The 11,904-nt window shown below is 68.2% G+C and carries 13 protein-coding genes and 1 tRNA gene; 11 read left to right on the forward strand and 3 right to left on the reverse strand.

Going from position 1 to position 11,904, the window contains the following annotated elements:
- Window positions 1-73: 73 nt before the first annotated feature.
- The 7 genes from OC372_RS00345 (at window position 74) to OC372_RS00375 (ending at window position 6,781) form a co-directional block, all read left to right on the forward strand.
- On the forward strand, window positions 74-640 hold the full coding sequence (locus tag OC372_RS00345) for an FtsB family cell division protein (RefSeq protein WP_105709540.1): 567 nt from the start codon (window positions 74-76) through the stop codon (window positions 638-640).
- Between the two features lie 47 nt (window positions 641-687).
- Entirely contained in the window at window positions 688-1,230 is a 543-nt protein-coding gene (locus OC372_RS00350; protein WP_105709541.1) for a DUF501 domain-containing protein, read from the forward strand.
- Window positions 1,227-2,534, forward strand: a complete 1,308-nt coding sequence (locus OC372_RS00355) for a S8 family serine peptidase (protein WP_262000600.1) — start codon at window positions 1,227-1,229, stop codon at window positions 2,532-2,534. The genes OC372_RS00350 and OC372_RS00355 overlap by 4 nt, the downstream gene beginning before the upstream one ends.
- A gap of 25 nt (window positions 2,535-2,559) precedes the next feature.
- Window positions 2,560-4,074: an NAD(P)/FAD-dependent oxidoreductase gene (locus OC372_RS00360; protein WP_029262981.1), complete on the forward strand. Its 1,515-nt coding sequence runs from the start codon at window positions 2,560-2,562 to the stop codon at window positions 4,072-4,074.
- Window positions 4,075-4,367: 293 nt separating this feature from the next.
- Complete coding sequence (locus OC372_RS00365) at window positions 4,368-5,273, forward strand: cation-transporting ATPase (RefSeq protein ID WP_262000601.1); 906 nt, start codon at window positions 4,368-4,370, stop codon at window positions 5,271-5,273.
- A 6-nt stretch (window positions 5,274-5,279) separates the two neighbouring features.
- A complete protein-coding gene (locus tag OC372_RS00370; RefSeq protein ID WP_262000602.1) occupies window positions 5,280-5,945 on the forward strand; it encodes a DedA family protein in 666 nt (221 codons plus the stop codon).
- A gap of 215 nt (window positions 5,946-6,160) precedes the next feature.
- Window positions 6,161-6,781: a hypothetical protein gene (locus OC372_RS00375; protein WP_262000603.1), complete on the forward strand. Its 621-nt coding sequence runs from the start codon at window positions 6,161-6,163 to the stop codon at window positions 6,779-6,781.
- Window positions 6,782-6,807: 26 nt separating this feature from the next.
- Here OC372_RS00375 and OC372_RS00380 read toward each other — a convergent pair whose 3' ends face one another.
- Together OC372_RS00380 and OC372_RS00385 are read right to left on the reverse strand one after the other, a co-directional pair.
- Window positions 6,808-7,524: a hypothetical protein gene (locus tag OC372_RS00380; RefSeq protein ID WP_262000604.1), complete on the reverse strand. Its 717-nt coding sequence runs from the start codon at window positions 7,522-7,524 to the stop codon at window positions 6,808-6,810.
- Window positions 7,525-7,533: 9 nt separating this feature from the next.
- Window positions 7,534-7,851, reverse strand: coding sequence for a helix-turn-helix transcriptional regulator (locus OC372_RS00385; RefSeq protein ID WP_315985373.1), 318 nt, complete (start codon window positions 7,849-7,851; stop codon window positions 7,534-7,536).
- On the opposite strand from OC372_RS00385, the gene OC372_RS00390 reads away from it, so the two are divergent.
- On the forward strand, window positions 7,772-7,969 hold the full coding sequence (locus OC372_RS00390; protein WP_262000606.1) for a hypothetical protein: 198 nt from the start codon (window positions 7,772-7,774) through the stop codon (window positions 7,967-7,969). The genes OC372_RS00385 and OC372_RS00390 overlap by 80 nt on opposite strands.
- Window positions 7,970-8,230: 261 nt before the next feature.
- The gene (locus OC372_RS00395; protein WP_262000607.1) at window positions 8,231-8,839 is read left to right on the forward strand and encodes a hypothetical protein; all 609 of its coding nucleotides are present in this window, start codon (window positions 8,231-8,233) and stop codon (window positions 8,837-8,839) included.
- Window positions 8,840-9,168: 329 nt separating this feature from the next.
- On the opposite strand, the gene OC372_RS00400 is transcribed toward OC372_RS00395, so the two are convergent.
- Window positions 9,169-9,241: transfer RNA gene (locus OC372_RS00400), tRNA-Leu, on the reverse strand.
- Between the two features lie 87 nt (window positions 9,242-9,328).
- Here OC372_RS00400 and OC372_RS00405 point away from each other — a divergent pair.
- Both OC372_RS00405 and OC372_RS00410 read left to right on the forward strand, forming a co-directional pair.
- On the forward strand, window positions 9,329-10,576 hold the full coding sequence (locus OC372_RS00405) for an alanine racemase (RefSeq protein ID WP_262000608.1): 1,248 nt from the start codon (window positions 9,329-9,331) through the stop codon (window positions 10,574-10,576).
- Window positions 10,573-11,886, forward strand: coding sequence for a D-arabinono-1,4-lactone oxidase (locus tag OC372_RS00410; protein WP_262000609.1), 1,314 nt, complete (start codon window positions 10,573-10,575; stop codon window positions 11,884-11,886). Before OC372_RS00405 ends, OC372_RS00410 begins: the two co-directional genes overlap by 4 nt.
- Window positions 11,887-11,904: the final 18 nt, after the last annotated feature.

An 11,904-nucleotide genomic window follows, 5' to 3' on the forward strand; every position in this document is an offset into this window, starting at 1 on the left:
CGCGAGCGGCGGCCGAGAAAGCCGTCGCCCGCGGCGCAGGAAGCCGCTGAAGCGGTACGACGAAGGAGGGGCCGTGGCACGACGACCGGCTCCTCCTTCGTCGTCTCCGAACCCGAAGGCGACCGGAAAGGGGCGCGGCGGGTCGAAGGCGTCCGCTGCTGCCGCCCCCGCGCCCAGGGCCGCGGGGAGGAACCGCGGCGACGCGGCACGTGTCGATGTGCGCGAGTGGGCCTCCGGCATCCGCCTCTCGGCGTTCTCGGTCATCATGCTCTCGCTCGTGGTGCTGGGGGCCTGGGTCCTCGTGCCCACGCTCGGCACGTTCATCGACCAGCGTCAGAAGATCGCGGCGCTCGAGGCATCGGTGCAGGTGAGCGAAGACGAGATCACGGCGCTGATCGCCGAGCGCGAGCGATGGAACGACCCCGCCTACATCACCACTCAGGCGCGCGAGCGTCTGTACTACGTCAAGCCGGGTGAGGTCGTCTATCTGATCGACAACGACCTCGATCCCTCCGTGCTCCCGCGTGAGCAGGCGCCCGTGAGCGACACACTCGAGGAGAAGCCGTCGGACTGGATGCCGCAGCTGCTGCGCACCCTGGTCGCGACGGGACTCAGCGACACGGCGACGACCGCTCCCTGAGTGTCCGCTCCGAGCATCCTCTCGGCCGGCTCCCCTACGCTGGTGGGGTGACCACGCCGCCGTTCCCCGCTCCCACGCCCGCCGAGCTCGCCGTCGTCTCGGCCCAGCTCGGTCGTCCTGCCCGGGGTGTGGTGGGCATCGCCGCTCGCTGCGCCTGCGGCAACCCCACGGTGGTCGCGACGACGCCGCGCCTCCCGGACGGCACACCGTTCCCCACGTTCTACTACCTGACGCACCCGGCTGCCACGGCCGCGATGTCGACCCTCGAGGCCAACCAGGTGATGCCGGAGCTCGCAGCGCTCCTGGCCGACGATGAAGATGTCGCCGCCGCCTACCTCGCCGCGCATGAGGCCTACCTCGCCGACCGCGCGCAGTTCGGGGAGGTGTCCGAGATCGACGGCATCTCGGCGGGAGGGATGCCGACGCGTGTGAAGTGCCTGCATGCACTCGCGGGGCATGCGCTCGCTGCCGGTACGGGAGTGAACCCCATCGGTGATGCCGCGCTGGCGCGGTCGTCCTGGTCGCCCGAGGTGTGCCGGTGCGAAGACCCCGGTGCCGCCCAGCGCGAGGCGGCGGCGTCACCGGCATGACAGCCCGTCTGACGCTGCGCAGCGCCGCCGCCATGATGGTGGTCGCGGCGTCTGTGCTGCTCCTCGGGGCCACGGCGACGCCGCCGCCGATCCCGGACGACCCCTCCGACCCGACCCGCGCATCGGAGTATTGGCTCGACGGCGCCCGCATCCGTGAGGCGTGGCAGACGACCCGCGGCAAGGGTGTGACGATCGCCGTCATCGACACCGGCATCGGCAAGGTGCCCGAGGTGTTCGGCGATGCCGTGGTCGGCGGCACGGACGTCTCCGGTGCGGGCACGCCGGATGGACGGACGCCGCTCGGCGCGATCGACGGAAATCATGGCTCCTGGGTGGCTTCGCTCGCCGCCGGACGCGGCGCCGCCGACGGGACCGGCATGATCGGAGTCGCGCCGGAGGCCAACCTCCTCTCCATCTCGGTCGGCTTCGGCGCGGCCGCCGCCGTGCCGTTCACGGAGCAGGTGGCGAAGGGCATGCGCTGGGCGGTCGACAACGGCGCCGACATCATCAACCTCTCGTTCACGACGAACACGCTCGACTGGGACGAGAGCTGGGACGACGCGTTCCTCTATGCGTTCGAGCACGACGTCGTGGTCGTCGTCGCCGCGGGCAACCGGGGGAGTGGCACGAACATCATCGGCGCACCGGCGACCATCCCCGGCGTGCTCACGGTGGGCGGCGTGGACCAGACCGGCACGGCGAGCGTCGAGGCTTCCACCCAGGGCATCACGATCGGGATATCCGCTCCGAGCGAGGGCCTGATCGGAGTCTCCGCCGACGGCAAGGTCGAGCGGTGGCGAGGGACGAGCGGCGCGGCGCCCATCGTCGCGGGGGTCGCCGCGCTGATCCGCTCTGCGCATCCCGACATCAAGGCGATCGACGTCATCAACCGCATCATCAAGACGGCGATACCGGTCCCCGACGCCGTCAAGCCGCAGGATCCGCTCTACGGCTACGGGCTGGTGGATGCCGCCGCGGCGATCTCCGCCAACATCCCCCCGGTGAGCGCGAACCCCATGGGCGACCTGGCGGAATGGGTGCGCTACTTCCGTCGCGCGGAGTCGGAACCGCAGCCCGTGCCGTCGATGACGCCGGTGGCCGTGCCCCCTCTTCCCGCGGCCGATGCGCCGAGCGAGGCGGCTTCACCGTTGCTTCCCAGCGCCGATTCGCTGCGCTACGGTACCCTGCCGCTCATCGCGCTCACCGTGCCTGGTATCCTGGTAGCGCTTGGCGTCACCGCAGCTGCCCGGCGCATCCGATCGGCGCGCGTTTCCGTACGCCAAATCCCCGACTCCGAGGAGTAGTTCTTCTGTGCCTCAGAACAGCACTGTGCCCAAGATTCTGATCGTCGGCGGAGGGTACGCAGGCTTCTACACCGCGTGGAAGCTCGAGAAGCACCTCCGCAAGGGTGAGGCCGACGTGACCATGGTCGACCCGCTGCCGTACATGACGTACCAGCCGTTCCTGCCCGAGGTGGCCGCCGGCTCGATCGAGGCACGTCACTCGGTCGTCGCCCACCGCCGTCACCTCAAGCGCACCCACGTCCTCACCGCCAAGGTGACGAACATCAACCACGCGCAGAAGGTCGCGACGATCACGCCGCCCGTCGGCGAGCCGTACGAGTTCGCGTACGACCAGATCGTCGTCACCGCGGGAGCCGTCTCCCGCACCTTCCCGATCCCGGGCATCGCCGACAACGCGATCGGGCTGAAGACCATCGAGGAAGCCGTCGCGATCCGCGACAAGGTCATGTCGAACTTCGACAAGGCCGCCTCGCTCCCCGCCGGACCCGAGCGCGACCGTCTGCTGACCGTCGTCGTCGTCGGCGGCGGGTTCGCCGGTATCGAGGTGTTCGCCGAGCTGCGTTCGCTGGCTTCCGCGCTGGTGGGCAAGTACCCGCAGATCAGCTTCGAAGACACGCACTTCCACCTCATCGAGGCGATGGGCCGCATCATGCCCGAGGTCTCGCTGCAGACCAGCGAGTGGGTGCTCAAGGACCTCGCCAAGCGCGGTGCCAACGTGCACCTCGACACGCAGCTGACGAGCGCGGTCGACGGCAACGTCGAGCTCTCCACGGGCGAGGTCATCCCGACCGACGTCATCGTGTGGACCGCCGGTGTCATGGCGAACCCGACCGTGGTTCGTGGCGGCGACCTCCCGGTCGAGGAGCGCGGTCGCATCCAGACCCGTGCCGACCTGCGCGTCGGCACGCCCGAGGCCTTCGTCGAGGGCGCCTGGGCTGCGGGCGACGTGTCGGCCGTCCCCGACCTCTCGGGCGGCGGAGTCGGCGGCTTCTGCGTGCCGAACGCTCAGCACGCGGTACGCCAGGCGAAGCTTCTCGCGAAGAACCTCGTCGCCGTGCTCCGTGGGGAGAACCCCAAGGACTACTTCCACAAGAACATGGGCGCGGTGGCGGGGCTCGGCCTGTACAACGGTGTCTTCCAGTCCGGCAAGATCGCCCTCAAGGGCTTCGTGGCCTGGGTCGCGCACCGCGGCTACCACGGTCTCGCGATGCCGACGTGGGAGCGCAAGTTCCGCGTCATCTGGGGCTGGTGGAACAACCTGTGGCTGGGTCGCGACCTGGTGAACCTCGAGACGGTGCAGAACCCGCGCTACGTCTTCGAGGAGTTCGCCGCGCGTCCGCGTCCGGCAGCTCCCGCGGCGCCCGTGGCAGATGCTGCTCCTGCGGCGAAGGCTGCTCCTGCCGCGAAGGCTGCTCCGGCGGCCTCGGAGACGACTGCCGAGAAGAAGCCGGCCGCGAAGAAGCCGGCCGCGAAGAAGCCTGCGGCGAAGAAGCCTGCCGCCGAGAAGGCTCCTGAGCCGGCCGAGGCTGCAGCGAAGTAGCAGACCCTCGAATCAGATTGAGATCGGCCCCGCGCGCTCTGCGCCGGGGCCGATCTTCGTTTCTTCGGGGCGGCTCCGAGGCGAAGCACAGGTGCGGTCGGTAGCGTGAGGGCAGCAAGGGGAGTACTCCCGTCTGCAGCGTCGTCGTCATTACGAGCACGAGATCGTGCTCCGGCCCGCTGGCCCGTGAGGGTGGAGGAGACCTTGGCACCCGCATAGCGGGGTGCCGAGAAACCCCTGCCGTCGCTCCGACGTGGGAATCCCCGGTGGCCCGCACCACGAAAGGGACACCCATGGGAAAGCTCTCCCGACTGATCGGAATGGCATCCGACGCGCTCGAGAAGAATGCCGGTTCCGGACGCACCGACCATTCGGCGGGCGGGTCCCGCTCGACGGACTGGGGCGGGATGCTCCGCGGAGCCGTGGACGCGGTCCGCGGTCCGGCGGACGGAACTCCTCGCGCCGAGCAGAGCGCACGGGTCGCGGGGGCGGATCCCTACGCACCGCCGGCACCCGGTGCTCCGAGCGTCAGGGCCGGTTCGACCCCTCCGCGGGATCGTTACGCACCACCGGTCGCCGGATCCGCGCGTACATCCCCTGCGGCAACCGACGCCGATAGAGCGGCCATCGCCCGCTACGACTACCTGCTGCAGACGGCCGACCCGCAGCGTGTCGAGCAGATCCACCGCGAGGCATTCGCCCGGCTGACTCCCGAGCAGCGCACGCTCGTCGAGGCGCGGATGCGGCAGGAGCTCGAACCGGGGGAGCGTCCGAGGTCTTCATCTCCCGATGATCTCGCTCGCGCGGCCGGGCGTGCGGAGGCCATGAAGCCGGGGCGGATGCGCGGACTCCTGTCGCGCGTGCGCGGCGCGGGTGCCGGTGGTGCTGCGGTCGCCGCAGGCGGTGCGGCGGTGGGACTGCTCGGCGTGGTCGCCGGTGGTGCGGTGCTCAGCACGGTGGCCGGTCCGCTTCTGGAGCAGGCCGCGAACATCGGCGTCGACTTCGGCGCGCTGGCCGAGGGCGTCGACGTCGAGTCGCTCGCCGCCGGAATCGATGTCGAGTCGATCGCCGGCGGGGCCGGCGACCTCATGGGTTCCGCAGGCGAGGCGGCGTCCGGACTGGGCGAGACGGCCACGGGATGGGGCGAGCGGCTCGGCGACCTGGGCATCCCGGGCATCGGCGATCTGTTCGGACGCTGAGCTCGGATGTTCTTCGCAACCGACGCCGAACACGGCTTCACCGGTCTGACCGGATTCGCGGCCGACGTGCTCACCTCCCTCGGCGACGTCGGGGTCGGGGTGCTCGTCTTCCTCGAGGTGCTGATCCCGCCGATCCCGAGCGAGGTGATCCTGCCGTTCGCCGGATACCTCAGCCAAAGTGGGGAGCTGAACCTGGGATGGCTCATCTTCTGGAGCACGCTGGCCTCCTGGCTGGGAGCCCTGCTGCTGTATGGACTCGGCGCGGCGATCGGCATGCAACGGGCGGTGCGGCTGCTGGCGGCGACCCGGTTGGTGAGCCGCTCCGACCTGGAGCGGGGAGCCGACTGGTTCACGCGCAGCGGCGGCTGGACGGTGCTGGTGGGCCGGATGGTCCCGGGTGTGCGCAGTCTCATCTCCATCCCCGCCGGGGCATCGCGCATGAATCTCGCCACCTTCAGCATCTACACGATCGTCGGCAGTGGCGCGTGGAACGCTCTGCTCCTCGGTGTCGGTGCGGCGCTCGGCACGCAGCACGAGCAGTTGGAGCAGTACCTCGGGTACCTCGACTACGCCGTCTACATGGCCATCGTGATCGCCCTCATCGTCCTGGTCGCTCGCCGGGTGCGTGAGGCTGCGGGAGAGCGGAGGGCGGTTGCCGACGGCGAGAACTGAGAAGCGGAGTGCCCCCGCTGGGACTCGAACCCAGACTGAAGCGATTTTAAGTCGGTTCAGCCCCGTATTGGACGGTCCTGGCATGTACCTCCGATGTCCCGCGTGAGTGGGAGAAACAACGTGATCCGTACCCCGTAGGTACCTCAGCACTTGTCGCTGTCCGTATCTGTGCTCTCATGCCATCAATGTCCGTTCCGTCGTACAGAATGAGCGACATGTGGAACACGATCTTCGCTGCGCCTGCGCCGACGCAACCCGAGTGGACCTGGGAGGCGACTGCGACGATCATCCAAGCCGTGGCGACGGTTGTCGCCCTCGCCGGTGTGGGGGTCACTTTCTACTACTCGCTCCGGGCGGAACGCCGTGAGCACGCGCGGACCCAGGTCGAAGCTCAGCGGGCACGCGAGGACGCTGAACGTTCGGAGGCGAGTGCCGAGCGCGCTGAGCGGGCCGCCGCGTTGAGCATCGACACGATGGGGCGCATCGCGGAGGCCGTCGAGGCGCTAGGCGAGCGGGGGATCGCGGCCACTATGGTGCCGGTCGCGGAGCCGAAACGAGTTCGCTGGTCGCTGGGGCATCACCAGAACGACGCATACATACTGACGAACATAGGGACGAGTCCAGCCTTCGACGTCCGCGTCACCGCCGACCCAACCATGCTGACAAGGAGGCTTCCGAGCGCGGCCACGATCCAACCTGGCGAGGGAGTGACCTTCGTAGCGACCGCGACGATGGGAACTCGGGACAGGACAATTACTGTTGAGTGGTCCAGCGCTGAGGGCGACGCCACCGAGTCGTGGCGCTACCCGTTGCCACCTCGACCGCCGCGACGGTGAGAAGCCTCGTTGGGCTTCCCCGGAGACTATTGACGTCCGACTGAGTCGGGGTCAATCAACGATCCGAACAAGCGACCCGGGCTACCGAAAACGCCGTTCATGCCCGCACGATGCAAGGTGAACCACAAACGCCTCAGGCTGTCGGCAACCTGCGCTTGAACGGCAGCATAGAAAGCATCGGCAGCATCATTGCTCATGATGTCGTCTTGGGACGCCTGCTGTAGCGCAGCTACGTGCGGTGATGCGAGGGTGGCGTTCTCGGCCGCGTCCCACATTTGAGCGGGCGACTCGCCAGGTTGAGGAGAATCACCGAGGCGATCCAAGTTGTAGAACCGACCGTAACTCCCGTAGCGGTCGAGCACCGACAAGAGCGGTGGCAGCACGGGGTCGTTTGCGAGGGCTACGAAGAGGCCCTGGACATACGGGGTAGACGCGCGTACGCCAGGGGTCGCCTCCGCAAGAACTGTCTCGTACAGCCGGAGAATGCCATGCCCGTGCTCTCGCATCTCTGCTTTGGTCGGCCATTGCTCGCCGCGTGCAACACGGGCAACGCCCATGTTTAGCTTCAACAGTTTCTCGACACCGATAGACAGCATTGTCATGATCGGGTCCAGCGTGGTCTCGATGAAGCGAGCTTCCCGGAGCACCTTCGATCCGTAGCCCAAGAGGTTCTGCGACGAGTGGATCTCAGCGAGGAAAGCCCCGTGCTGGACGCTGTCGAGCTGCGGTATCTGGGATGGCATGGCCCAACGCTACTGGTACAGCGGCCCTACGAGTTCGCCCAGGTCGACATCGAACGCCTGAGCGATCCTGTACCAGGTGGCAAGGATGCCGGTAGTTGCGGGGCGGTCTGGGTTCCGGCGAGATTTCCCGCTTTCCAAGGAGACAAGGGTGCTGCGTCCGACTCCTGAGCGGGCTGCGAGTTCGTCGTAGCTCCAACCACGCTCATGCCGGAGGCGGGCGAGGTGAAGACGCAGGGCGTCGAAGTTCATGACTACACGGATTCCACTGTTCATCGGCCTCGTCCTTGCTGGGATCCCAGACGTCCTCGCCATCATCTTCTGCATCATGGGTGTTGTCCGCGCGCGGAAGATCGGAGGCAAGGGCATGTCACTCGCGGTCGTCGGACTTGTGCTCGGATCACTCGCCTTCATCTCGATCTTCTTCGGCGCCGGGACGATCTGGTAGTGGTAGGCCGACGCATTGGATCATGCTCGCTCGCGCAAGCGCGGGCCGCGGCCACGACGTGTAGATAGGCGTTGGTTCCGGCGGTGCTGGCGCGATCAAGTTCATCTTTCGATCTCGGTCGAAAATCGAGACGTTGATAGGCGGCGCAGTTTTGCCGGAAGGAACAGCGAGGCATCGACCGCAGCGTGTGACGGGTTGAGGGCGGGGACTGCTCTGGTTGGCGTTATCGCTCCGTGATTTCTCGCCGCTATTGTCCTGAACATGACGCACATCGCCCGGGTCGTGCTGCCCGTCGCTCTCATTTTGTCCTTCGGACTCGCGGGTTGCTCCGCCGCTGTTCCGCACCAGGAGCCTGCACCAGCCAAGACCACCGAGGCGCCCGCTGTTGCAGAGTCGGAAAAGCCCGAAGAACCTGCTGCCGCTGCCGGCACGAGGGAGAACCCGATCCCCGCCGACACGGTGACCGAGTACGACCCCGCGTCGATGTGGAGGTTCTCTGTCGGCGTGACCAACCCGGACGCGACTGCAGATGTCATGGCGCAGAACGAGTACAACACCCTTGCCGACGGAAGCGTCTTCGTCACCGCGCCCTTCTACGTCCAGGTGAAGTCTGAGGCAGATCCGGCGGGAGCAGATCCGTCAGGAAGCCTGCTGATCGAGTACGTCTCCGCGAAGGGGAACTCGTTCGCCACAGACGGGACGTGCACGATCAATGATCCTCTCTACGTGATCGGAACCATGTACCCAGGCGCTGAAGGGCGAGCCACCTTATGCGCTGCGGTACCTAGCGACGCGACCATCGGCGGAACCTGGAAAGTGACTTCCTACGCAAAGCCGGACTCCTTCATCTTCCTGGACGGCGCGAACTAGCCTCCCCGCATCTGGGAGTAGCTGACGGCGAGGGCGCCGGGCTTCACCTCCATCATGTTGACGCCCAAGTGCGACATGCGCCACTCGGCGATCTCGCTATTGCTCCAGCAGGGCGTTCCCGTCGCGAAGCTCGCGGGGCACGATCCGGCCACGGGCACGCGACCGACGCGAACCGTCTCGCAACCGATCTGCCGGGCGCCTCTACGGCTCCTGAACGTGAGGGTTGCCGGAGTGCGTGTGACAGGCGGCGGGTATCGCGAGACATCAGCAGCTATGCCGAAGGCGGCACCGGACTTCGGAACCGGCGGAATCTCGGTGAGAGGCCGGAGTGCCCCCGCTGGGACTCGAACCCAGACTGAAGCGATTTTAAGTCGCCTGCCTCTGCCATTGGGCTACGGGGGCCGCGTCGTCAGCCTATCGCCGTGCGGTGGCTGCGACCCGGTGCCGCAACGGGTGATCCGGAGTACGAGGAGGCCTTAGGGTGGGGGAGTGCTCGACCTCATCGACGAACTGAGCCCCGTCCAGGGTGCGCCCGCGATCGCCCCCGAGTGGGAGGATCCGGCGCGGTACTGGCCACGCCTCTCCGCCGCGACCGGACATCTGCCGGCGCCGGTCGGGGTGATCGATCGCGAGGCCCTCCGCTACAACGCGATGGACCTGCTGGTGCGCGCGGGCGGGCTCCCCATCCGTGTCGCCTCGAAATCGGTGCGGGTGCGGGCCGTGCTCGATGCCGTGCTAAAGCTCCCCGGATTCCGCGGGATCCTCGCGTTCACGCTCGAGGAGGCGCTGTGGCTGGCCGAGACGCACGATGACATCATGCTCGGCTATCCGACGGTGGATCGTGCGGGACTGGAACGGCTCTTCTCCGACGAGCAGGCGGCGCAGCGCATCACGCTCATGGTCGACGATCTCGTCCACCTCGACCTGATCGACAGTGTCGCAGGTCCCACCTCGCGCCCCGAGATCCGTGTCGCGATCGATGTCGATGCGTCCTGGCGCTCTTCCCTCCTCGGCCACATCGGCGTGCGCCGCTCGGCGCTCTTCACGCCCGGCGAGGTCGCCGGCTTCGCCCGCAAGGTCGTCGCCCGTCCCGGCTTCCGCCTGGTCGGACTTCAGATGTACGACGCGCAGATCGCCGGTCAGGGCGATGACGCCGGTGCCGACGCGCCGCTGATCCGCGTGGTGCAGGCACGTTCGAGGAACGAGCTGCGGGAGCGACGGGCAGCCATCGTGGCCGCCGTCGGTGCGATCGCTCCGCTGGAGATCCTCAACGGAGGGGGCACCGGCTCGCTCGAGTTCACGGGGAGCGACGAATCACTCACCGAGGCGAGTGCCGGGAGCGGGCTGCTCGGTGGCCACCTGTTCGACGGCTACCGCTCGTTCCGTCCCGCTCCTGCCTCGGCCTTCGCGTTCGATGTGGTGCGCCGACCGGCCGCCGACATCGCCACCGTGCTGGGTGGAGGGTGGATAGCTTCCGGTCCCGCTCTCGCCTCCCGTCAGCCCCGTCCGGTGTGGCCCGAGGGACTCCGCACACTCGGGCGCGAGGCCGCCGGTGAGGTGCAGACGCCGCTGCAGGGCCCCGCCGCCACGTCGTTGGGCGTGGGGGACCGGGTCTGGTTCCGGCATGCGAAGAGCGGCGAGCCCGCGGAGCGCATCGAGCGCTATCACCTGGTGTCGGGGGAGCAGGTCATCGACGAGCTCCCCACCTACCGCGGCGAGGGAAAGGCGTTCCTGTGACGAGAATCGGCGGCTCCTGGCAGAACTGGGGCCGGTCGGCCTCGGTGCGCCCCGTGCGCGTGGAGCGTCCGCGCAGCCCCGAAGGCGTGCAGCGCGCGGTGATCGCGGCGGTGAAGCACGGTCTCAGCGTGAAGGCTGTGGGAGCGGGGCACAGCTTCACCGGCATCGCCGTCGCACCCGGCGTTCTGCTGGAGCTGAACGACCTGCAGGGACTCGTATCGGCGGATGCAGCCAGCGGCCGCGTCACCCTCCTCGCAGGAACCCGTCTGCACCGCATCCCCGGACTACTCGCGCCCTATGGGCTCGCCATGGAGAATCTGGGCGACATCGATCGCCAGTCCATCGCCGGAGCGATCTCGACCGGTACCCACGGCACGGGCGCGCAGTTCGGCGGCCTGGCGACTCAGGTCGTCGGCGTCACGATGGTCACGGCGGCCGGAGAATTCCTCCGCATCGACGACGATCACGAGAGCGAGCTGCTGCCCGCCGTCGCGCTCGGGCTCGGCGCGCTCGGCATCATCGTCGAGGTGACGCTGCAGTGCGCGCCGGCGTTCGTGATGCACGCCATCGACGAGCCGGCGCCCCTCGACGACGTGCTCGCCACGCTCGAGGAGCGCGTGGCCTCGTCGGACCACTTCGAGTTCTACTGGTTCCCGCACACCGAGGTGGCGCTGACGAAGCGTCAGACGCGACTGCCGGAGTCGACGGTGCGCAAGCCGCTCCCGGTCGTGGGCAGGTGGATCGATGAGACGCTCCTCTCCAACGGGGTCTACCGCGTCGTGTGCGCTGCGGGGCAGGTGGTGCCTGCGGTGACTCCGCCGTTCAGCAGGTTGGCGGTCAAGCTCACCGGGGACCGTGAGTACACCGAGCTGTCGCATCGGGTGCTCATCCAGAGCCGCACCGTGCGTTTCCGCGAGATGGAGTACGCGCTCCCGGCCGAGAACGTCGTGCCGGCGTTCCAGGCGGTCCGCGCCCTCATCGCTCAGCGCGGGTGGCGGATCGAGTTCCCGATCGAGGTGCGCTTCGCGGCGGGCGACGACCTGTGGCTGTCGACGGCGCACGGGCGGCCGAGCGCCTACATAGCCGTGCACCGGTATTGGCGCGCCGACCCCACGGAGTACTTCAACGCGGTCGAGGAGATCATGCTCGAGTTCGGCGGACGGCCGCACTGGGGCAAGCTGCACACGTTGACGGACCAGGCGCTGCGCGAGCGCTACCCTCGATTCGACGACTTCGTCGCGCTCCGCGACCGCCTGGATCCCGAGCGGCGCTTCACGAACCGCTATCTCGAACGGGTTCTCGGAGCCTGACCCGGCTCGAGGCCGCAA

This window comes from Microbacterium sp. Mcb102 (assembly GCF_024519805.1).
Classification (GTDB): Bacteria; Actinomycetota; Actinomycetes; order Actinomycetales; family Microbacteriaceae; genus Microbacterium.

Bases quoted from the DNA above. Each gene is read 5' to 3' on its own strand.
- OC372_RS00365 (WP_262000601.1), top strand. From the start codon at position 4,368: ATGGGAAAGCTCTCCCGACTGATCGGAATGGCATCCGACGCGCTCGAG.
- OC372_RS00355 (WP_262000600.1), top strand. From the start codon at position 1,227: ATGACAGCCCGTCTGACGCTGCGCAGCGCCGCCGCCATGATGGTGGTC.
- OC372_RS00395 (WP_262000607.1), top strand. From the start codon at position 8,231: ATGACGCACATCGCCCGGGTCGTGCTGCCCGTCGCTCTCATTTTGTCC.
- OC372_RS00375 (WP_262000603.1), top strand. From the start codon at position 6,161: ATGTGGAACACGATCTTCGCTGCGCCTGCGCCGACGCAACCCGAGTGG.
- OC372_RS00380 (WP_262000604.1), bottom strand. From the start codon at position 7,524: ATGCCATCCCAGATACCGCAGCTCGACAGCGTCCAGCACGGGGCTTTC.
- OC372_RS00370 (WP_262000602.1), top strand. From the start codon at position 5,280: ATGTTCTTCGCAACCGACGCCGAACACGGCTTCACCGGTCTGACCGGA.
- OC372_RS00385 (WP_315985373.1), bottom strand. From the start codon at position 7,851: ATGATGCAGAAGATGATGGCGAGGACGTCTGGGATCCCAGCAAGGACG.
- OC372_RS00390 (WP_262000606.1), top strand. From the start codon at position 7,772: ATGACTACACGGATTCCACTGTTCATCGGCCTCGTCCTTGCTGGGATC.